18 protein-coding genes are annotated in these 20,548 nt (G+C 39.8%); 6 read left to right on the forward strand and 12 right to left on the reverse strand.

The window, feature by feature from the left end; all coding sequences use genetic code 11:
* Window positions 1-5 precede the first annotated feature (5 nt).
* Together ACKTS5_RS13300 and ACKTS5_RS13305 are read left to right on the forward strand one after the other, a co-directional pair.
* Window positions 6-1,334: a M28 family peptidase gene (locus ACKTS5_RS13300; protein ID WP_408044369.1), complete on the forward strand. Its 1,329-nt coding sequence runs from the start codon at window positions 6-8 to the stop codon at window positions 1,332-1,334.
* A 50-nt stretch (window positions 1,335-1,384) separates the two neighbouring features.
* Window positions 1,385-2,275: a TIGR01777 family oxidoreductase gene (locus ACKTS5_RS13305; protein ID WP_408044370.1), complete on the forward strand. Its 891-nt coding sequence runs from the start codon at window positions 1,385-1,387 to the stop codon at window positions 2,273-2,275.
* On the opposite strand, the gene ACKTS5_RS13310 is transcribed toward ACKTS5_RS13305, so the two are convergent.
* The 3 genes from ACKTS5_RS13310 to ACKTS5_RS13320 form a co-directional block, all read right to left on the reverse strand.
* Window positions 2,272-3,402 carry a nuclear transport factor 2 family protein gene (locus ACKTS5_RS13310; protein WP_408044371.1) on the reverse strand — a complete coding sequence of 377 codons (1,131 nt, stop codon included), beginning with the start codon at window positions 3,400-3,402 and terminating at the stop codon, window positions 2,272-2,274. The two genes, ACKTS5_RS13305 and ACKTS5_RS13310, sit on opposite strands and share 4 nt — an antisense overlap.
* Before the next feature lie 81 nt (window positions 3,403-3,483).
* The gene (locus tag ACKTS5_RS13315) at window positions 3,484-4,416 is read right to left on the reverse strand and encodes a helix-turn-helix domain-containing protein (protein WP_408044372.1); all 933 of its coding nucleotides are present in this window, start codon (window positions 4,414-4,416) and stop codon (window positions 3,484-3,486) included.
* 225 nt (window positions 4,417-4,641) lie between these two features.
* Window positions 4,642-5,379 carry a DUF6263 family protein gene (locus ACKTS5_RS13320; protein ID WP_408044373.1) on the reverse strand — a complete coding sequence of 246 codons (738 nt, stop codon included), beginning with the start codon at window positions 5,377-5,379 and terminating at the stop codon, window positions 4,642-4,644.
* 117 nt (window positions 5,380-5,496) lie between these two features.
* On the opposite strand from ACKTS5_RS13320, the gene ACKTS5_RS13325 reads away from it, so the two are divergent.
* Window positions 5,497-7,509, forward strand: coding sequence for an alpha-ketoacid dehydrogenase subunit alpha/beta (locus ACKTS5_RS13325; protein ID WP_408044374.1), 2,013 nt, complete (start codon window positions 5,497-5,499; stop codon window positions 7,507-7,509).
* Window positions 7,510-7,563: 54 nt separating this feature from the next.
* Here the strand turns inward: ACKTS5_RS13325 and ACKTS5_RS13330 are convergent, their stop codons facing one another.
* From ACKTS5_RS13330 to hemA, 9 genes are all read right to left on the reverse strand, one after another.
* On the reverse strand, window positions 7,564-8,880 hold the full coding sequence (locus ACKTS5_RS13330) for a dihydrolipoamide acetyltransferase family protein (protein WP_408044375.1): 1,317 nt from the start codon (window positions 8,878-8,880) through the stop codon (window positions 7,564-7,566).
* A gap of 249 nt (window positions 8,881-9,129) precedes the next feature.
* The gene (hemF, locus tag ACKTS5_RS13335; RefSeq protein WP_408044376.1) at window positions 9,130-10,038 is read right to left on the reverse strand and encodes an oxygen-dependent coproporphyrinogen oxidase; all 909 of its coding nucleotides are present in this window, start codon (window positions 10,036-10,038) and stop codon (window positions 9,130-9,132) included.
* Between the two features lie 33 nt (window positions 10,039-10,071).
* Window positions 10,072-10,815 carry an EI24 domain-containing protein gene (locus ACKTS5_RS13340; protein ID WP_408044377.1) on the reverse strand — a complete coding sequence of 248 codons (744 nt, stop codon included), beginning with the start codon at window positions 10,813-10,815 and terminating at the stop codon, window positions 10,072-10,074.
* Window positions 10,816-10,903: 88 nt separating this feature from the next.
* Entirely contained in the window at window positions 10,904-11,521 is a 618-nt protein-coding gene (locus ACKTS5_RS13345) for a TlpA family protein disulfide reductase (protein WP_408044378.1), read from the reverse strand.
* 25 nt (window positions 11,522-11,546) lie between these two features.
* A complete protein-coding gene (hemE, locus tag ACKTS5_RS13350) occupies window positions 11,547-12,572 on the reverse strand; it encodes a uroporphyrinogen decarboxylase (RefSeq protein WP_408044640.1) in 1,026 nt (341 codons plus the stop codon).
* Window positions 12,573-12,662: 90 nt separating this feature from the next.
* Window positions 12,663-13,952, reverse strand: a complete 1,290-nt coding sequence (gene hemL / locus ACKTS5_RS13355; RefSeq protein WP_408044379.1) for a glutamate-1-semialdehyde 2,1-aminomutase — start codon at window positions 13,950-13,952, stop codon at window positions 12,663-12,665.
* 59 nt (window positions 13,953-14,011) lie between these two features.
* Window positions 14,012-14,977 (reverse strand): porphobilinogen synthase, encoded by a 966-nt coding sequence (hemB, locus tag ACKTS5_RS13360; RefSeq protein WP_408044380.1) that lies wholly within the window; start codon window positions 14,975-14,977, stop codon window positions 14,012-14,014.
* 66 nt (window positions 14,978-15,043) lie between these two features.
* A complete protein-coding gene (hemC, locus tag ACKTS5_RS13365) occupies window positions 15,044-16,633 on the reverse strand; it encodes a hydroxymethylbilane synthase (protein ID WP_408044381.1) in 1,590 nt (529 codons plus the stop codon).
* On the reverse strand, window positions 16,617-17,885 hold the full coding sequence (hemA, locus tag ACKTS5_RS13370; protein WP_408044382.1) for a glutamyl-tRNA reductase: 1,269 nt from the start codon (window positions 17,883-17,885) through the stop codon (window positions 16,617-16,619). Before hemA ends, hemC begins: the two co-directional genes overlap by 17 nt.
* 211 nt (window positions 17,886-18,096) lie before the next feature.
* Here hemA and ACKTS5_RS13375 point away from each other — a divergent pair, with 211 nt between their 5' ends.
* The 3 genes from ACKTS5_RS13375 to hemH are packed head-to-tail and all read left to right on the forward strand — an operon-like array spanning window position 18,097 to window position 20,546.
* Window positions 18,097-18,981 (forward strand): helix-turn-helix domain-containing protein, encoded by an 885-nt coding sequence (locus ACKTS5_RS13375; protein ID WP_408044383.1) that lies wholly within the window; start codon window positions 18,097-18,099, stop codon window positions 18,979-18,981.
* A 19-nt stretch (window positions 18,982-19,000) separates the two neighbouring features.
* Window positions 19,001-19,528: a TrmH family RNA methyltransferase gene (locus tag ACKTS5_RS13380; protein WP_408044384.1), complete on the forward strand. Its 528-nt coding sequence runs from the start codon at window positions 19,001-19,003 to the stop codon at window positions 19,526-19,528.
* A 1-nt stretch (window position 19,529) separates the two neighbouring features.
* Entirely contained in the window at window positions 19,530-20,546 is a 1,017-nt protein-coding gene (gene hemH, locus ACKTS5_RS13385) for a ferrochelatase (RefSeq protein ID WP_408044385.1), read from the forward strand.
* The last annotated feature ends 2 nt before the right edge of the window (window positions 20,547-20,548 follow it).

Raw genomic sequence — 20,548 nt, forward strand, 5'->3', positions numbered from 1 at the left:
GACTTATGAAACTCTACAGCTTCCTATTCCTTTGTTTCTTTTATTCAGCCTACGCACAACAAGAGGCACAATACTATCAAATTATCAATGCGATAAGCAGTGACCGACTAAAAGATGACGTTACGACTTTAGCCAATTTCGGCACGCGACACACTTTGAGCGATACGCTATCTACCCAAAGAGGTATCGGAGCTGCCCGACGCTGGATAAAAAAACAATTCGACAAAATTTCTGAAGATTGTCAGGACTGTTTAGAAGTGTTCTATCAAAAAAACCTAGTAAAAAAAGGCAGTAATAGTCGCATTCCCTTTGACGTCTCTGTAGTGAATGTCGTTGCCGTTCAACGAGGCACAACCTTCCCGAACAACTACGTCATTATGAGTGGAGATATCGACTCGCGAATTTCAGATCCCAACAACTATACCGACGATGCTCCGGGTGCCAATGACAACGCAACTGGGATGGCAGGAGCCATTGAAGCCGCGAGAGTATTGAGTAAGTACCGCTTTGAAAACAGTATCGTATACGTGGGCTTATCAGGTGAAGAACAAGGCTTATTTGGTGGTAAAGGTTTGGCAGCCTTCGCCAAAGAAAAAGGCTGGAATATCATCGGACTCATCAACAACGATATGATTGGAAATATCCGAGGAGTCGACGGTGTAATTGACAATCGTAGCTTTCGTATTTTTTCGGAGCCAACACCTCCCACAGAAACCGAGCAACAGCGACGTGCCCGCAGGTATTACGGCGGTGAAGTTGACGGTAATTCACGTCAACTTGCACGCTATGTGCACAAAACAGTACAACGCTATATGCCAGAAATGCGTCCGATGATGGTGTACCGTCTCGATCGTTTTGGAAGAGGAGGTCATCACAGACCGTTTAACGATCAAGGATTTGCTGCAATACGCATTATGGAAACTCACGAAAACTACACACAACAGCACCAAGATATTCGCACCGAAAATGGGATTCGATACGGTGATCGTCTCGAGTTTGTCAATTTTAAATACACGCAAAAACTTACCGCTGTCAACGCCATAAGCCTAGCCGCCCTGGCCAACGCGCCCACAGCACCTAAAAACGTAGCCATTGGTGGTATGGTGGCTCCAGCAGCAACATTTCGTTGGGACAAAGTGCCTGGTGCACTGGGATACAAAATTTACTGGCGAAACACTACCTCTCCTACTTGGGATTACAGCAGAAGTGTTGGTAATGTAAATTCCTTTACGCTCGAAGGAATTGTCGTTGATAATTTTTTCTTTGGAGTAGCAGCCATCGGTAAAGACGGCAGTGAGAGTATGGTTAGTTTTCCGTCGAAAATTATGCGATAACTCCTCTTATTTATCATGTCTCCAAATAAGAGTTTTCGTATTTTTACCTTATGGAAACAATACTCATTACAGGAGGAACTGGACTTATAGGAAAAGCGCTTAACGAATGCTTAACCGCTGCTAATTACAAGGTACATATTTTAACAAGAACGCCTAAAAACGAAGGAGAATTCGCTTGGGATTTAAAAGCCAATACCATTGACAAACGCGCATTTGAAGGTGTTAGTTACATTATTCATTTAGCCGGTGCTGGCATTGCCGATAAAAAATGGACTGCCAATCGAAAAAAAGAACTCGTAGACAGTCGTGTTCATTCGACAAAACTTTTGTACCAATACGTACGAGACTTAGAAATCCCGTTAAAAAAATTCATCAGTGCCTCGGGAATTGGATATTACGGTTCGGTCACAGGCAATCGTGTTTTTCAAGAGTCTGATGCTCCTGGCAATGATTTCATCGCCAATCTTTGTGTAGCGTGGGAACAAGCGGGACATCAATTTGACAATCTCTCCATCCCTGTGAGCATATTCAGGACGGGAGTTGTTTTGAGTAAAGGTGGTGGCGCTCTTAAAAAAATGAATACTCCCCTAGTTTTAAATGCTCTGGGTTCAGGTAAGCAAGCGCTGCCTTGGATTCACATTGACGATTTATGTGGTTTATACCTAGAGGCTGTTCGAAACGAAACTCTTGTGGGAGTTTTCAACGCCGTAGCTCCAGAAAAGCACAGCAATCACTCGTTTATGCAAGCTCTGGCCCGCACACTTAAAAAGCCTTTGTTGCCACTGAATGTTCCTGGCTTTGTACTAAAACTCCTACTAGGAGAATTAGCGAGTATTGTTTTGGAAGGAAGTAGCATCTCTGCGGAAAAAACACAGAAACACTACCCTTTTAAGTACCCAAAACTTTTCACAGCTTTGGATAATTTATATCGCAAGAATTAATTAGAATTTTTCGCGGCTTCGATAAGTTCAATTACCTTTTCTGAAACAGGTTTTGAGGAAAGGTAATTCTGTCCAGTTACCAAACGTCCATCAACGAGGACATAAGGCTTGTTTCTATCGCCATAAACAAACGTTCCTCCGTGTTGTTCAATAGTCTTACCTATCAAGAAAGGCAGTGTTTTGTAATAGGCTTTCTTCGGATTTTCAAAAGCATCTGGATAACCATTTACGCGTTTTCCAGCAACGAGATAAGCTCCTGACGATTTCTTTAAATGAACGATTCCTGCTGTTCCGTGACAAACGGAAGAAATTACGCCGTTGTGCTCTTCGTAAATTTGCATGATTTTAGCTCCCAATTGCTCGTCCTGTGGAACGTCAAACATGGCGCTTCCCCCACCAATATACTGAACGGCTGCATAGGCTGATACATCCAAATCTTCTGGACGCTTACTGTTTTTTAACTTTTGCATCATCGTTGCATTGTACAAGTACTGTTTAATAATGGTATCAGAAGTATTGATATAAGCCAAAGGAATAGCTCCTCCCTTCGGACTTACAAAATCTACCTCATAACCTGCACGAACAAATACGTCATATGCATTCACTATTTCTGAAAAACTATTCCCTGTAGGAAGCGTTGAACCTTTGTAAAAATGAGCATTGGAAACGACGAATAGTATTTTCTTTTTTTCAGGCTCCGGCAAACGAGTGGCGGTTTTACTTATAATTTTCCATTCTCCAGCTATTTTCTTCAGCAGAAACAAATCGATATACTCCATATTTGACTTTGAAAACTCAATCGACACTTTTGCTCTTGCGATGTCTTCCACAACGGCAATATCCAATAGCTTCCCTCTCCTTCCGTTAAACTGATTTGCTTTTGCCGGATTAAATAATGACATATAATCCTTAACACTCATTTTTCGAAAGCCGTCACGCATGGTCAAATACAAGGTCGCCTGCGGATAAAATGCGCTTTCCAATTTTTCGAGCTGGGTATAGGAACTTCCATCAATGTAATTTTGAATTGTTTTGGCCACCAGTTCCTTCTCTTTCGCATTCTCGGAAATTTGACCGAAAGCTAATTGCCCCATTAAGAATACGATGCTCAATAATAATTTTTTCATCAGTTACAGTTTTGAATTTTACACAAAACTGCAGTATCAAAGGCATATTTGATTCACAGGTTATAATTCAGGCGTCCTAATTTACAAATCAGCACCCTCAGACTCCTTATTTTCAATGCGATACTGATTGGGTGTCTGTCCAGTAATTTTTTTAAATGAAGCGTAAAAATTAGACTTTGAAGAAAATCCAGACTCATATCCGATTACCTCAAGCGTGTAATTTGGATGTGCTTTAATAAGGTTTTTGGCATGTGAAATGCGTTTGGTGTTGATGTAATTTACAAAGCTCTGTTCCAAATTGTCATTGAGAAACTGCGATAATTTATGTGCGGGAACTCCTACTAATTTTGCCAAATCAGAAAGTTTTAAGCTAGGATTTGTAAATACCTCCTCAGCTGCCAGTACCTTGTCTAGTTTCTCGTGTAAAGCACAGGCTTCGGCAGCGACAATTTTTTTGCTTTGATACTTCTCTTTGGGCTCTCTAAAAATCTCTTTTGCATTTTTTCTACTCATAATAAACAGGACCAAGGCGTACAAAACAAACGAAAAAGCCAGCGTACTGGTAATATACCAATAGAAATATCCCAAGATATAACAGCATAAGATTAATAGGTTTCCAGCCCACACAAAAGCAAGCCAGTATTCGAGTACAGTACTGTTTGGGTCACGCTTTACTAACTTTCTCAAAACGCCGCGTAGTACAAAAGCAGTTCGCAGCACATAAAAAGCCCAAAAGGTATAAATTCCCTGGATAAAATAATTTCCCCATAGCGCTGGGTACCTATCATACGGATACATCATTCCGATAATAGCTATGAGCATAGCTTGGATTAAAAAGTGTATTTTCCATGCTTTCGGTATCCTTTCATAGCCCTTCAAGGTCGCTAAGATGTAATGGTAGAGAGAAATACCTATCAGGAAACAGGCCGATAGCCCGACTTGCAATACGAGTAAATTGCGATCCTCACGAGCCACGAAAAGCATGTAAACAGATTTTCCTATTCGGATACTCATCACCAATAGCAATACTCCCAGCAAGGTATTTTGTACCCTTTTTTGCTTTGCAAAAATGAGGAAATAACAACTGATCAACAACCCATTGAACACGCCAAGGGCACTAAAAAAAAATAATAAAGCGCTCGATAATTTCACTATAGCAAGATGCTTTAATTATGAGATAAAAACAAAAAAAGCTCAGATAAAAATCTGAGCTTTTTTAAAAGTATCTTTTGCAAGCTACTAGTTCTTTGTACACGTATACTCAATCTTTGTAGATAAGTCTTGTCCTTGAACTTTAAGCGCTAAATCTAAGTTAGAACTAGAAGGCACTCCTGTCGCTCTGTCAATATGCATTGTTCCTGTAATTTTTCCTGTTGCCATTCCGTCAACAGTACCCGAAATTGTCAAGTCTATTTGCTTTGCAGTAATTGACTTAACGGTATATACATAGTTGAAATTCATTCCTTTTTTCGATTTCTTATCAGACCATGAATCTCCTACCTTTACGGCTTCTGCTGGATACTCAATATTGGTTGATTGGTTGGTGAAATCGTCTACACCTGGTACTTGAGGCTCTACCTTAGTGCTCAACACTTTTCCTCGGTTGTTAGCTTTCATAGTAATCGTAGCAGACAACATTGGCTTCATTTGATTGTGCATCATTTTACCGGTATCACTAAGTTCTTCTTCTTTCTTTGAAGAATCGTACGAAATAGCCATAGCACCTTGTTTCATGTCCATCGTCATCTTTGTGATCTTTGCCTCCATGTCATACTCATTACCAGACACTGCTGTAACGGTTTGATCCATATGAATATTCATATCGTTGGTCATAACACCAAGTCCCATTACCTGAGCTGTTTTTACTTTTATGGTATACGAATCTCCTTTCTTGTAATTGGTACGCAATTTTACCTTTTCTTGTGCAAAAGTAATGCTCGTTACAAAAAGTAACAAAGCCATAATTTTTTTAGTCATTTTCTGTCGATTTTTTCGTTTTTGCGAATATACACAATTAAAAATTCATAATTTTCTTATATCTGATTTTGATTCTATTTTTTTTTTACTCAAATTTGAGTACCTATACAGCTAATTATGAGCATTTCAACTTCAAAAAACAAACAACTTACCCTTACTTATGATACCAATGAGCTATCAGAAGAAACACTACTAAGCCTATACAAGAAATTGCTCTTACCAAGAATGATCGAAGAAAAGATGCTCCTGTTACTTCGGCAAGGTAAAATTTCAAAATGGTTTAGTGGTATTGGACAAGAAGCCATTGCTATTGGCGTAACTGCGGCCCTTGCCGCTGATGAATACATACTTCCTATGCACAGGAACTTAGGAGTTTTTACGAGTAGAAATATTCCTTTATACCGCTTGTTTTCACAATGGCAAGGAAAAGCTAATGGTTTTACCAAAGGCAGGGATCGCAGTTTTCACTTCGGAAGCCAGGCCTATCACTTGGTTGGAATGATTTCTCATTTAGGGCCTCAGTTAGGAATTGCCAACGGAATAGCCTTGGCCCATAAGTTACAAGATGAAGCTAAAGTGTGTGCCGTGTTTTGCGGTGATGGCGCTACGAGTGAAGGAGATTTTCACGAAGCTTTAAACGTCGCTTCTGTTTGGCAGTTACCTGTACTCTTTTGTATTGAGAACAATGGATACGGACTTTCCACCCCTACTAATGAACAATTCCATTGCGAACACCTCGCTGACCGCGGTAAAGGTTATAACATGGAATCTCATATTATCGACGGAAACAACATCATCGAAGTTTACCAGAAAATTTCTGAACTCAGTGCTTCCATACGTCAACACCCGCGCCCAGTATTGGTAGAATTCAAAACCTTTCGCATGCGAGGACACGAAGAAGCCAGTGGTACCAAATACGTACCGCAAGAACTGATGGATGCATGGGCTCTGAAAGATCCAGTGGACAATTTCCGCCAATTTTTGTTAGAAGAAGGAATTTTAGACGTCGAAGCTGACGAACAAATACAGCTTACCTATAAAAATTTAATCCAAGAACACTTACAAAAAACCTTTGCTGAACCGGCTATTACTTCCACTGTAGCAGAGGAATTACAAGATGTCTTTAAAAAGCATCTTCCTATAAATACTCCCATTACAAAACAGACAAAAAACATCCGTCATGTAGATGCCATTGCCGAAGGTTTGTACCAGGCTATGGAAAAACATCCTTCCCTAGTCATTATGGGACAAGACATCGCTGAATACGGAGGTGTTTTTAAAATAACAGAGGGGTTTGTCGAAGCTTTCGGTAAGGAACGCGTCCGAAATACTCCTATTTGTGAATCCATCATCGTTTCAATCGCCTATGGGTTGGCTGTTAAAAATACCAAGGCAGTCGTTGAAATGCAATTTGCTGATTTTGTGTCTACCGGATTTAATCCGATTGTCAATTTGTTAGCCAAATCCCATTATCGTTGGGGACAGGCCGCAGATGTTGTAATTCGTATGCCTTGTGGAGCAGGTGTTGGGGCAGGACCTTTTCATTCTCAATCCAACGAAGCTTGGTTTACAAAAACTCCTGGTCTGAAAGTTTTGTATCCAGCATTTCCTAAAGACGCTAAAGGGCTTTTGATTGCCGCTGTAAACGATCCTAACCCTGTCATGTTTTTCGAACACAAAGCCTTGTATCGAAGTATTTACCAGGAGGTACCTACCGATTATTACGAGCTGCCTATAGGAAAAGCAGGCGTTCTCAAAGAGGGTGATGACGTGACCATTGTTACTTTTGGAGCCAGTGTCCATTGGGCTCTGGACTGCTTACACGAATTGGATACCGTCAGTGCCGACCTCATTGATTTGAGAACTTTACAGCCCCTAGACACGGCAACGATTTACGAATCAGTCAAAAAAACAGGGAAAGTACTTATTTTACAAGAAGATTCAACTTTTGGAAGTCTTTCTAGTGAAATCTCTGCACTCATCACAGAAAATTGTTTTGAGCACTTAGACGGCCCCGTGCGTCGCGTTGCTAGCTTGGATACTCCAATACCTTTTGCCAAGGCATTAGAGGCCAACTACCTGCCTAAAGAACGACTCAAAACTGTCTTGAAAGAACTCCTAGCCTATTAAAATAAAAAGAGCCGACATTGTGTCGGCTCTTTTTATAAAATCTAGCTATGCTTTTTAGATATCTTGGTTAACATCCCAAGCTTCTAATATTTCCTTAAAGGTTTTGATAAACATCCCTCCTAAAGCACCGTTTACAACACGGTGATCGTACGAATGAGAGACGATCATTTTATGGCGAATTCCGATAAAATCTCCTTCTGGTGTTTCAATCACAGATGGTTTTTTAACGATAGCACCAAGTGCTAAAATCGCTACTTGAGGTTGGTTAATGATAGGAGTCCCCATCATACTTCCAAAGCTTCCTACATTAGTTACCGTGTAGGTACCTCCCTGAATTTCATCTGGCTTCAATTTATTTGCTCTTGCTCTCGTTGCTAAATCATTCACTTGTTTGGTCATTCCAACCAAGTTTAACTGATCTGCATTCTTAATAACAGGAACAATTAAGTTTCCGTCAGGTAAGGCTGCTGCCATTCCCAAATTGATATTTCCTCTTTTAATAATGGTATCACCATCAACAGAGATATTAATCAACGGATGTTTTTTAATCGTCTGTGCAACCGCTTGCATAAAGATTGGAGTAAAGGTCAATTTCTCACCTTCACGCTTTAAATACGCGTCTTTTACTTTGTTTCTCCACTTTACAATATTGGTTACGTCTATTTCAATGAATGACTGAACATGGGCTGATGTTTGCACAGAATCTACCATGTGCTTCGCAATCAATTTACCCATTCTACTCATTTCTATTACCTCGTCTTGACCTCCTAAAGTAACTGGTGTCGCAACTGGTTTAGCCGCTGCAGGTGCTGCAGGTGCTTTCTTCTCCGCTGGTTTTGCTGGCGCCGGAGTGCTTACTTTAGCTGTCCCTCTCGACTCAATATACGCTAAGATATCAGCTTTCGTTACGCGACCTTCTTTTCCTGATCCTGCAACCGTTTCTAATTCCTCTAATGAAATTCCTTCGGTTTGAGCAATACTCTTTACCAATGGTGAGTAAAAACGCGTTCCGTTATAATCTTGAACCTCTTCCGTTTTACTGGCCACTACTTCCTGAATGGTTTCTTCCAATTCTGCTACTGCTTCTGCTACAGGTGCTGCAGTACTGTCAGTACTTGCTGTCTCTCCTCCTTCAGTTTCTATAATCGCTATAGTATCTCCTACTTGAACCACAGCGTCTTTCTCAAACAAAATTTCCACCAAGGTTCCCTCTACTTCACTAGGTACTTCGCTATCCACTTTATCCGTAGCAACTTCTACCACAGTATCGTCAATATCAATAGTTTCTCCTACTTCTTTTAACCAAGAAGTAATGGTTGCTTCAGCAACACTTTCGCCCATTTTAGGCAACTTCAATTCGTATCTAGCCATAGTATCTGATTTTAATGCTTGCGAAGTTACTAAAAACTAATGATTTTTTCGAGTTTTTCGCAAAAAATCATTGGTACAATTCTGAATCCTTTTTACATTATTCACAAAAAAACACCTCTAACAAGGTGTTTTTTATAAAATACTATCAATAAATAGCTTTATTTTGAATATTCCACATTCTAATTTCAAAAGCCGTATTCAGCTATTCTCCGTGGCAACAACTAATTGACCGTCATGGCAATACCGAAGCTACGCAGACAACCAATCTTTGGGTGTCGCCAATACTTTTAGTAATGCTGCTTCTTGTGAATCCTCTTCAGGATGCTGGTTGTACTGCCATTGTACTTTTGGAGGCAAACTCATTAAAATACTCTCAATACGTCCATTGGTTTTTAACCCGAACAGGGTACCTCTATCGTGTACTAAATTAAACTCGACATAGCGTCCTCTTCGAACCTCTTGCCAAGTGCGTTGTTCCGCTGTATAGGGTAACTCCTTTCTTCTTTCAACAATAGGCACGTATGAGTTCAGGAAACTATTCCCTACTTCCGTCACAAAGTTAAAGCGGTCTTGCATACTAAATTCCGGTGTTTCTTTTAAATAATCAAAGAACAACCCTCCTAGTCCCCTAGCTTCATTTCTGTGAGCATTCCAAAAGTAATTATCACATTGCTTTTTAAACTGAGCATAAAAATCAGGATGGTGAGGATCACATGCTTGCTTACACACTTGATGGAAATGTACTGCGTCTTCCTCGAAGAGATAATAAGGAGTTAAATCTTGTCCTCCGCCAAACCATTGGGTAACGATTTCACCAGCTTCGTTATACATTTCAAAATAACGCCAATTCGCGTGTACCGTTGGAACCATAGGATTTACTGGATGGATTACCAAACTCAAACCACAGGCGTAAAACTCACCGTGTGCTACTCCGAATTGTTTTCTTAGTACCTCAGGTAGTTCACCGTGAACAGCAGAAATATTCACGCCACCTTTTTCAAAAACGGCTCCGTTTTCAATCACACGAGTTCTACCTCCACCTCCTTCTTTACGCTCCCAAAGATCTTCTTGAAAACGGGCTTTCCCATCGATTCCTTCTAAGGTCGATGTAATGGTATCTTGTAAATTTTGAATATATGCGTAAAACTGTTCTTTCATGTCATTTCATTTGTAAGGCAAAAATAACCAAACTTAGGTGTTTTCTGCCTTAATTTTAGGAAGAGTTGTCAACGTTGCAGCAGTAACCGAGAGCGGTAATACCAGTAAGGCACCGATAAAAGGAACCAATAAAAATAAAATAAATACGAGTCCATTACCTATGGCCATCCCTTTATTTCTCTTCACAAATTGTATACTCTCTTTATATTGGTAATGGCGTTCTAGCGTAAAATCCATATTACCAAAGCCTGCGTAATAGGCTTGTACTAAAAACAGTGCTACGGTCATAAATATACCGATTACAGGGATTAAACTCAACAATAACAACACTAAGGTCAGTAAAATTTCACGGGTAAGGTTACGCATGCTCAAACGCACACCTCGTAGCAAGAGCGAAGAAAAACTAGCTTCGGTTTTTACCTCGGTAGATTTTGGATAGTAATGTGCCTCGATTTTTTCAGAGACTGGCGACATAAACGGCGCCGAAAAAGCGAGTACCAGGTGTTTGTACAACAATAGGCCGATAATCACAATGAGGAGTCCGCTCACGACTGTGCTTATGGTAGTAACGGTTTCTTTTCCGAATTCCCAGGGCCATGCGGTTGCCAAATAGGCTCCTAAATCGTCAGCCCAACCGTAAACGACGGAGAAAACCGACAATGCAATACACAAACTAATGATAATGGGGATTGCGAAATACTTCCACAATTTAAGTTCAGACAACACGGAAAAAGCTTTTCCGTAGGCACTGAGGCCTTCTAGCATAGATGTAAACATACATAGAATTTTTAGCCCCATAAAAGTACAAACCTCTTTCTAAATATAGAAAGAGGTTTGTTAGTATTTTGTTAAGTATTTATTTGACCTATTGTAAAACAGGCTTTACAAATTCTTCCAATTGTTTCTCGTTCATTTCATTAACCTGTTCCCAAGTCAATTTTTTAGACGGGCTTGCTGCCCCTCTCTTAAAGTTCAAAATCTGCTTGTCTTTCGAGATTAAGTAGGCTGTTGGGTAGTCTAACATATGGATAAACCCATTTACTTCGATCGTCGATTTATCAGCGTGTTCTGCTTCCGAAGCAACTAACTTAATTCTTTTGTCAAGCTTTTCTGCCATCTTTGCAACATTCTCCTTCGTATCCCAAAAAATCATTACAAACTGCATTTGTCCATCGTACTTTTCAACCATTTTGTTCAGTGCAGGAATTTCTCCCCAACAAGGTGCACACCACGTTGCCGCGGCAATCAACAAAATTGGTTTATCCACTTTATCAGTGCTAATCACTTCGCCATCAACTGTCGTAAAATCGTAATTTGCGATATACTTACCCTTAACACAGTTGTTTACGATATCATTGAGCATCGCTGCATCTTTGTTGGAATTAACAATACAATTATTCACTGCATCCTTATAATATTCCTTTGATTGCGAGTAACCCAGTTGAACTGTCAGCACTAGTAATACAAGTAATAATTTTTTCATAATTAATTATTTAAGGGGGTGATATTTAAACTTTATATTCCTTCACCGCATCCACAAATGCCTTGGCATTATCTAGTGGAATATTGGGTAAAATTCCATGCCCCAAGTTAACAATATATTTGTCTTTACCAAACTCATTTATCATTTGGTTTACCATTTTTTTAATTTCAGCGGGTGGAGAAAGCAATCTCGATGGGTCAAAATTTCCTTGTAAAGTAATATTTCCTCCCGTTAAGTAACGTGCATTTCTCGGTGAACACGTCCAGTCTACTCCCAATGCAGAAGCATTTGATTTGGCCATCACATCTAATGCAAACCAACATCCTTTACCAAAGGCGATAACCGGTACTTCGTCTTTGAGCGCTTCGATGATTTGATTGATGTACTGCCAAGAAAATTCTTGATAATCGGCAGGAGCTAGCATTCCTCCCCAAGAATCAAAAACCTGAACAGCATTGACACCTGCTTTTACCTTTGCTTTTAAATACGCAATAGTGGTCTGTGTTATCTTAGTAAGCAATTCGTGTGCCAAAACGGGTTGGGTAAAACAGAACTCCTTAGCTTTGTCAAAATTCTTAGACCCTTGACCTTGCACCATATAGCACAAAATAGTCCACGGAGACCCTGCAAATCCTATTAACGGAATTTTGTCGTTTAATTTTTCTTTGGTCGCTTTAATAGCGTCCATAACGTAGCCCAATTCTTCGTGTACATCTGGAATAATTACCTGATCTAAACTTTTTCTGTCGCGGATTGGGTTGGGAAGGTAAGGTCCAAAATTAGGCTTCATCTCCACTTCAACGTTCATCGCTTGAGGTACTACCAAGATATCTGAAAACAAGATAGCCGCATCCATTCCATACCTGCGAATAGGTTGAACGGTAATTTCTGATGCCAGCTCTGGAGTTCTACATCTCGTAAAGAAATCATATTTCTTACGAATTTCCATGAATTCTGGTAAATATCTCCCCGCTTGACGCATCATCCATACTGGAGGACGCTCCACTGTTTCCCCTTTTAAGGCTCTTAAAAATAAATCGTTTTTAATCATTTCGTTCATCTCCGTCATTACGAATATACTAAAGTAATTTTTAATGCAAATCAATTGCTAAAAGTACTCAGTCGTAATAACTCATTTAAATTACATATTAGCTACTACTTTCATTGCATTATCAATTGCTTTCGAAATGCGTTTCAAATCGTTCTCTGTGATGGCAGAAGACAAGAACCACGCTTCAAATTGCGAAGGTGGCAAAAACACGCCTCCTTTGATCATCTCCCAGAAAAAGGCAGCAAACTTCGATGTATCAGAGGTTTGCGCCAATTCAAAATTCGTTACTTTTTCTTTGGTAAAGAACGGATTGATCATAGAACCAAAGCGATTCACAGTCAAATCTACTCCGTATTTTTTAGCGGATTCTAATAAAAATACTTCGATAATTTTTGCAATTTCATCGAATTTTTCAAATGGATTTTGCTTTTTTAAGGTAGTCAAGGTAGCGATTCCGGCTGCCATAGCAATCGGATTTCCACTGAGAGTCCCCGCTTGGTACATACCACCTAAAGGCGCCACCATTTCCATAATTTCATTGCGTGCACCGTAAGCTCCTACTGGGAAACCTCCTCCAATTACCTTACCTAAACAGGTAATATCGGCTTCTACATCAAATAGCTCCTGGGCACCACCAAAGGTCGAACGGAATCCAGTCATTACCTCATCGACAATTAACAACGCTCCTTGTGCGTTTACGAATTCCTTTAATTCTTTAAGGAAATTGTTTTGCGGAGTTACCACTCCCATATTTCCTGCTACAGGCTCTAAAATAACCCCTGCAATGTCATCGTGTGCTTCGAAATGCGCTTTTACACTATCGAGGTCATTGTAGTTTGCTATTAAAGTATTTTTTACCGCGCCTTCTGGCACTCCTTTACTTCCCGGCAAACTCAAGGTTGCCAATCCTGACCCAGCTGCAACTAACAAGGCATCTTGATGTCCGTGATAACAACCAGAGAATTTGATAATCTTATCGCGTCCTGTAAAAGCTCTGGCCAAACGAATTCCACTCAACACCGCTTCCGTTCCTGAGTTTACAAAACGAACTTTGTCCATGCCTGGAAAAGCATCACAAACAATTTTTGCCAATTTAATTTCGTCGTTGGTTGAAGCACCAAATGAATATCCATTTTTAAGTGCTTTCTTCACAGCTTTTTCAACTTTCTTATGGCGATGCCCTAAAATCATAGGTCCGTATGAAAGTACGAGATCTACGTAATCATTACCATCTACATCTTCTATCTTACTCCCCTTTGCTCTTTTTATAAACAGTGGATTTCCACCTACAGAAGCAAATGCTCTCACAGGTGAATTTACAGACCCTACCAAATTAGTAAGTCCTTTTTGATATAATTTTTTCGACTTAGAAAAATCCATTTCTTTATTTTTTAGTGAATTCTCTCGAATTCCATACGTTAGTACTTCGTTGTTTCTCCTTACTGCTTGGCCAAGATACGCGCTGCCTCTTTAGCAAAATAGGTAATGATAATATCAGCTCCTGCACGTTTCATTGACAAAAGTGTTTCCATCATAACGCGATCACCGTCAATCCATCCTTTTTCAGCCGCTGCTTTGATCATGGCGTATTCACCACTTACATTGTAACAAGCGATAGGACGATCGAAATTATTTTTTAGATCCCTGATGATATCTAAGTAAGACAACGCCGGTTTTACCATGAGTATATCAGCTCCTTCCTGGTCGTCGAAAGTGGCTTCACGCATTCCTTCATCTCGGTTAGCTGGGTCCATCTGATAGGTACGTCGATCTCCAAAAGACGGCGTAGAATCCACTGCTTCCCTAAAAGGACCGTAATAAGCAGAAGCGTATTTTACAGAATAGCCCATAATTGGTAAATTAGGAAAACCGCTTTGATCAAGTGCTTCACGCATCATGGCAATAGTACCGTCCATCATTCCTGAAGGCGCTACCATATCCGCTCCGGCTTTCGCATGAGAAATGGTCTGTTTCGCCAAGTTTACTAAGGTAGCATCATTATCCACATCGTGATCGCAAATTACGCCACAATGACCGTGAGAAGTGTACTCGCAGAAACAAACGTCTGTAATGACGTACAAACTCGGATAGTTCTTTTTGATATACCGAATCGCCTGCTGCATAATTCCGTTGTCATTCCAGGTTTCTGTACCGGTATCATCTTTTTCTGCTGGTACTCCAAACAACAATACTGCGGGTAGGTTTAAGGCTACTACTTCTTGCAATTCCTTATCAATCGTATCCAAAGAATAGCGTTTGATACCGGGCATAGAAGGGATTTCTTCTTCGATCCCTGTTCCTTCTTCTATAAACAAAGGATAAATGAAATCATTTATCGATAACTGTGTTTCACGAACAAGTCTGCGTATATTTTCAGTTTTTCTTAATCTACGGGTTCTGAACATCTGTTTTGTATAAAATTAAAAAGATAAAAAAGGAATCCTCTTTTATCTTTTTAGTATGACTATTTTTTATTCTTCCTTTTTAAATTGTAGTGCAGCTAATTCGAGTACACTTTCTACGGTAGGCATCTTTGCCACTTCCACCTGCTCAAAGTGTTTTCTCGCTTCTACTGCAGTGGACTCACCGATACAAAGTGCTTTGATATTCGCCGCATTCTTCTCCATAAAACTAGTTACACCTGACGGGCTGTAAAACAGTACCAAATCTACTTTGTCTTCCAAAACTACAGGACTGTGCATCGTTTTGTAAGCTTCTACTTCATGAACTTCAATACCATTGTCTCGCAGGCTTACTGGAAGCGTATCCATGCGTAAGTTGCTACAGAAGTAAGTTACTTCCTCTCCGTTTAAGGTAGCTACCAAATGCGCCGCGAGTTTTTTAGCGTTTCTTTCAACGTGTGCAACCGGTCCTATTTTTTGTTCTATTAACTTTTTTGTTCTCCTTCCTACACAGTAGATATGCTCAAACTGCAACTCCTCTTTCCCAAAGCTATTGACAAGAGCTTCTACAGCATTCTGACTTGTAATAATCACGTGTTTAAGCGGTGATTTCACAACTTTAGGAGCAATTCGATTAAAGCGGATTTTAATAAAATCACTGTCCTGAACGCCTACGTGGGTCGGAATTAATTTCTTTTGATTTTCTGATAAGGTCTTGGTAGAGTAAATCGTGAATTCTTTATCGATTCCTTCGTCTTCCAACATGATAAACTTTCCTCCTTTATCGATAATTTGATTGGCACAATCTTTGGCTAAGTATTTGTGCCCTCCCATCTTTACCTTCTTCGTTACCTCAATTTTCTTCTGACCATCACGGCTCAAAAGCACTCCTTTAAACACGATTTGGGTATTCACTTCATCAATCATCGCTAACGCTCCGATTGGTGCGGTACACCCTCCTTCGAGGCGATTTAAAAACTCGCGTTCAATACCGGTACACAATTCCGTATCTCTATCGTTGATTTGCTCACAGGCATCTTTGCAATATTCGTCGTCTTCCAAGGCTGTTACCATGATAGCTCCTTGTGCAGGTGCAGGGATCATCCAAGAAAGAGAAACCGCTCCTTTAGGGCGTTTTCCGATACGTTCCAACCCGGCGGCAGCAAAAATGGCCCCGTTCCAATCGTTGTTATCTAGCTTTTCCAATCGGGTATTCACATTTCCTCGCAAATCTTCAACGCGGTGTCCTGGATACCTATTTAACCATTGTGCCTTTCGTCGTAAACTTCCGGTAGCAATGGTTCCTGTAGGCTGCCCCATAAACTCTTCCGTATCTTTTAACACCAAGATATCGTGAAAATTCGCTCTTTTCAATACCGCGGCCTGTACAATGCCTTTCGGAAGTACCGTAGGTACGTCTTTCATGGAGTGAACTGCGATATCAATATCACCATTTAACATGGCTATATCGAGGTTTTTCGTGAAAATCCCTGTAATTCCTAATTCATACAACGGCTGATCTAAGATAATATCGCCCGTTGATTTGATTGGTACGATTTCTGTCTCATATCCTAGTTCTTCTAACTGCTTTCGTACTTTGTTTGCTTGCCAAAGGGCTAACTCGCTCTCACGAGTACCTATTCTAATGATCTTCTGCATCTACTGTTTGTATGTTGGTTCCAAACACTCTTGACATCACTTCAATACTTTGATTTACTGAAGTTTTTTCATCTTTTAAATGTTTGACAAATTGGGTGGTAATTTTTTGAATGAATCTCGAAGTTATTTCTTCCGCCTGTTCTTCGTTAAAATTGGCTATTTTTTTCTTGTGAAATTTTATTTCGTCTTGTTGCATGGCCATCAAGGTTTGCTTTAACGCATTGATCGCTGGTGTAAAACGACGGTGATTTAACCATTCGTTAAACTCCTCTTTATGCTCTTCAATTATCCCTTCCGCCACAGGTACTTCTCGCTTACGCACCGCTAAGGTTTCATCGGTAATTTTCGAAAGTTCATCGACATTTACCACGGTTACATTTTCCATCTCTGCCACTTCTTTACTGACATTGGCAGGCATGGATAGGTCGAGAATCAACAAGTTCTTTTTGGAAGTGATATGGTCCGCAGTCACCGTTGGCTTGTCAGCTCCTGTCGACACTACTAACACATCAGTTTGTTCGATTTCAGTGGCTAACTCCTCAAAAACTGCTTTTTTGATAAAAGTGTGTTCTTTTACAAAGGCATCGGTCTTTTCTACAGTTCGGTTAATCAAGCTCACTTGTCTGTTTTTAGTATATTCAGCTAAGTTTTGACAAGTGTGTTTTCCCATTTTACCCAAACCGAAAACCAGAATATTCTTTTCGTTGTAGTCCGGCATATTTTTAATCAAATACTGTACGGCTGCATACGATACTGAAGTAGTACCTGAACTCAACTTTGTTTCGTTTTTAACGCGTTTGCTGGCTTGCATCACAGCATTGAGCAATCGTTCTAAGTAAGCATTGGTTGTTCCGGCTTCTTTCGCCTGCTTAAAAGCCTGTCGTAACTGTCCTACAATTTCGTAATCACCGAGAATTTGACTATCCAAGCCCGTTCCCATTCGAAACAAATGCTCAATGGCATCTTGGTTTTTGTTTACATACGATACGCGTGCAAACTCTTCGACACTCCCTTCCGAATGATTGCACAACATGCTAATCAACTGAAACGGGTGTTCGGCAAATCCGGTAATTTCTGTTCTATTGCAAGTAGACAACACAAAGAGCTCTCCCAATCCTCTTTCCTTTGCTTCTTGAAGTAACGCGAGCTGTCCTTCTTTTGACAAGGAAAACTTTCCACGTGTTTCGGCGTCAGCTTTTACATAACTAACTCCTATATTGTAAAATTTCGTAGGTCTATTATCTGTATACATTCAAATCTTCTTCCAAAAAATCAGTCAAAAATATAAAGATTCTCTCGTTAAAAATATCGCTAGAAGAACTTTTAATGTCGTTTGAAGATTTTTGTAGTTTTTATCGAGCTAAACCACCTAAAAATGTGTAATTTTGCTAAAACCCTACTAGTAGAAGCGTTTTAATATAGAATGATTCTAAATAAACCTAGTTCCGTAAAAATACTTGTTCATGTCAAAAAATGTCGCAGAAAGTTCTTTTAGAGAAATCTCCTTGGAGAAGGGATTTTACGTTTTAAAATTTCAAAACAACAGCGATCAAAGTGAGCGCTTTCATCGCGATATTGACAACAGCTACATTCAACTACATTACTGTGTAAAAGGCAATTGCAAGTTTTTTTTCAATAACAACAGTTATACATTTAACGTACTAGACAAGCACTCCATTTTTTTATACAACCCGCAGCAGCACTTACCAATTAATTTGGAAATATTACCGAAGACTTCCTTAATATCTGTTTTAATCACTATTGAGAAGTTCCATTCGTTGTTTTCAAGTGAAGCGAGTTATATACCCTTTTTGAGTGACAATAATAAAAACAAAAAATACTACGATAATACCGCGATAAAAGACAATGTTCTTTTGGTCTTGCAACAAATTTTTGCCGCCAAAAGTCACAGTTCAAACAAGGACCTATATATTAAAGGAAAAACCTACGAGCTGTTGAGCTTGCATTTTGATAGCGGAGAAAATACCGAAGACGAATACTGTCCATTCCTAATTGATGATCGCGAAGTATTAAAGATACGCAGAGCAAAAGACATCATCATTTCGAAAATGAGCGAACCACCAACATTGCAGGAACTAGCCAATGAAGTTGGGCTTAATTTAAAAAAGCTCAAAGAAGGATTTAAACAAATTTACGGTGACACCGTTTACAGTTTTCTCTTCGACTACAAAATGGAATTCGCGCGACAATTGCTGGAAAGTAATAAGTACAATGTCAACGAAGTTGGGCTTCAAGTCGGGTACAGTACTTCTAGTCATTTTATCGCAGCATTCAAAAAGAAGTTTGGTACTACCCCAAAACAATACATTATCAGTCTAAATCAATAAGATTACAGTTGCTCTTTTTATGAAACAACTCACCCATTACGACATCGACAACCGCGAACAAAAGTTCCCTATTACCATAGTTTGTGACACTATTCGAACTCCTGAAAATATCGGCATGTGTTTTAGGATTGCCGAGAGCTACGGAGTCGACAAAATCTATTTGCACGAGAGTTCTCCGACACTGACCAACAGGACGGTTAAAAAGACTGCTCGCAACACTCTGGATCAAATTAACCATGAACGCTACAATGACTTCAGCGGACTCATTGCCGAGCTCAAATCGACTGGGCATACTATAATAGGTATAGAAATTACTGATGAAAGCATTGAATTAAGAAATTTTGATTTTCGTGCACACGAAAAAATAGTTTTACTTTTGGGCAGCGAAAGGCAGGGGTTACACGAAGTGTCCTTAGCGGACTACACAGTATCCATCCCTATGTACGGTAGGAACTCGTCTATGAATGTCATTCACAGTCTTGCCATCACATTGTACGAAGTAAGCAATCAACTCATTATAAAACCACATCCAAAACCCATTGATTAATATGAAAGGAGTATTATTGGTAAATTTAGGGTCACCTGATAGCACCCAACCTAAAGATGTAAAGAAATATTTAGGGGAGTTTTTAATGGATGAACGCGTAATCGATTTACCCTTATGGTTACGTACCTTTATTGTCAAAGGAATTATCTTAAATACCCGACCTAAAAAATCGGCAGCCGCCTACCAAAAAATTTGGTGGAAAGAAGGATCTCCCTTAATCGTATTATCAGAACGATTACAGGCCAAAGTTCAAGAACAATCAGAAATTCCTGTAGGCCTTGCCATGCGCTATGGTAGTCCTTCCATTCAACAAGGACTTACAGATTTATACGAACGTGGTGTTCGAGAGGTATTACTCGTTCCGCTGTATCCTCAGTTTGCCATGGCAACCACCGAAACTATCGTAGTTTTGGCAGAAGAACTTAGAAAAAAGCACTTCCCCGATATGAAAATCACTGATGTTCCGGCCTTTTACAACCAGCCAGAATACATTAGCGCTTTGTCAAACAGCATTCAGGATTATTTAAGCGATAAGGACTACGATCACCTATTGTTTTCGTATCACGGGGTTCCCGAACGTCATATTCGCAAATCGGATATCACTAAATCTCACTGTAAAATTGATGGAAGCTGTTGCAATACACCGTCCAAAGCGCATGAGTTTTGTTATCGTCATCAATGCTACCAAACTACCAAAAACGTGATTGAAAAACTGGGCTTAGACAAAGATAAGGTAAGTACTTCTTTTCAATCTCGATTAGGAGTTGACCCTTGGTTACAGCCTTACACGGATAGAACCATTGTTAACAAAGCAGAAAAAGAGGGCATCAAGAAACTCGCTATCGTGACTCCGGCCTTTGTTTCTGATTGTTTAGAGACCCTCGAAGAAATTGCCATGGAAGGTAAACACGAATTTTTAGAAGCCGGTGGAGAAGAATTCCACACCGTGCCTTGTATTAATGACAATGACGAATGGGTTGGTGTCATCGCCAAATGGATACGAGAATTTAACAATTAAAA

It is taken from the genome of Tenacibaculum litopenaei (assembly GCF_964514025.1).
Classification (GTDB): Bacteria; Bacteroidota; Bacteroidia; order Flavobacteriales; family Flavobacteriaceae; genus Polaribacter; species Polaribacter litopenaei.

Bases quoted from the DNA above. Each gene is read 5' to 3' on its own strand.
- hemE (WP_408044640.1), bottom strand. From the start codon at position 12,572: ATGATTAAAAACGATTTATTTTTAAGAGCCTTAAAAGGGGAAACAGTG.
- ACKTS5_RS13310 (WP_408044371.1), bottom strand. From the start codon at position 3,402: ATGAAAAAATTATTATTGAGCATCGTATTCTTAATGGGGCAATTAGCT.
- ACKTS5_RS13320 (WP_408044373.1), bottom strand. From the start codon at position 5,379: ATGACTAAAAAAATTATGGCTTTGTTACTTTTTGTAACGAGCATTACT.
- hemL (WP_408044379.1), bottom strand. From the start codon at position 13,952: ATGGATTTTTCTAAGTCGAAAAAATTATATCAAAAAGGACTTACTAAT.
- ACKTS5_RS13325 (WP_408044374.1), top strand. From the start codon at position 5,497: ATGAGCATTTCAACTTCAAAAAACAAACAACTTACCCTTACTTATGAT.
- ACKTS5_RS13340 (WP_408044377.1), bottom strand. From the start codon at position 10,815: ATGTTTACATCTATGCTAGAAGGCCTCAGTGCCTACGGAAAAGCTTTT.
- hemC (WP_408044381.1), bottom strand. From the start codon at position 16,633: ATGCAGAAGATCATTAGAATAGGTACTCGTGAGAGCGAGTTAGCCCTT.
- ACKTS5_RS13380 (WP_408044384.1), top strand. From the start codon at position 19,001: ATGAAACAACTCACCCATTACGACATCGACAACCGCGAACAAAAGTTC.
- ACKTS5_RS13345 (WP_408044378.1), bottom strand. From the start codon at position 11,521: ATGAAAAAATTATTACTTGTATTACTAGTGCTGACAGTTCAACTGGGT.
- hemB (WP_408044380.1), bottom strand. From the start codon at position 14,977: ATGTTCAGAACCCGTAGATTAAGAAAAACTGAAAATATACGCAGACTT.
- hemH (WP_408044385.1), top strand. From the start codon at position 19,530: ATGAAAGGAGTATTATTGGTAAATTTAGGGTCACCTGATAGCACCCAA.
- ACKTS5_RS13375 (WP_408044383.1), top strand. From the start codon at position 18,097: ATGTCAAAAAATGTCGCAGAAAGTTCTTTTAGAGAAATCTCCTTGGAG.
- ACKTS5_RS13315 (WP_408044372.1), bottom strand. From the start codon at position 4,416: ATGAGTATCCGAATAGGAAAATCTGTTTACATGCTTTTCGTGGCTCGT.
- ACKTS5_RS13330 (WP_408044375.1), bottom strand. From the start codon at position 8,880: ATGGCTAGATACGAATTGAAGTTGCCTAAAATGGGCGAAAGTGTTGCT.
- ACKTS5_RS13300 (WP_408044369.1), top strand. From the start codon at position 6: ATGAAACTCTACAGCTTCCTATTCCTTTGTTTCTTTTATTCAGCCTAC.
- ACKTS5_RS13305 (WP_408044370.1), top strand. From the start codon at position 1,385: ATGGAAACAATACTCATTACAGGAGGAACTGGACTTATAGGAAAAGCG.
- hemA (WP_408044382.1), bottom strand. From the start codon at position 17,885: ATGTATACAGATAATAGACCTACGAAATTTTACAATATAGGAGTTAGT.
- hemF (WP_408044376.1), bottom strand. From the start codon at position 10,038: ATGAAAGAACAGTTTTACGCATATATTCAAAATTTACAAGATACCATT.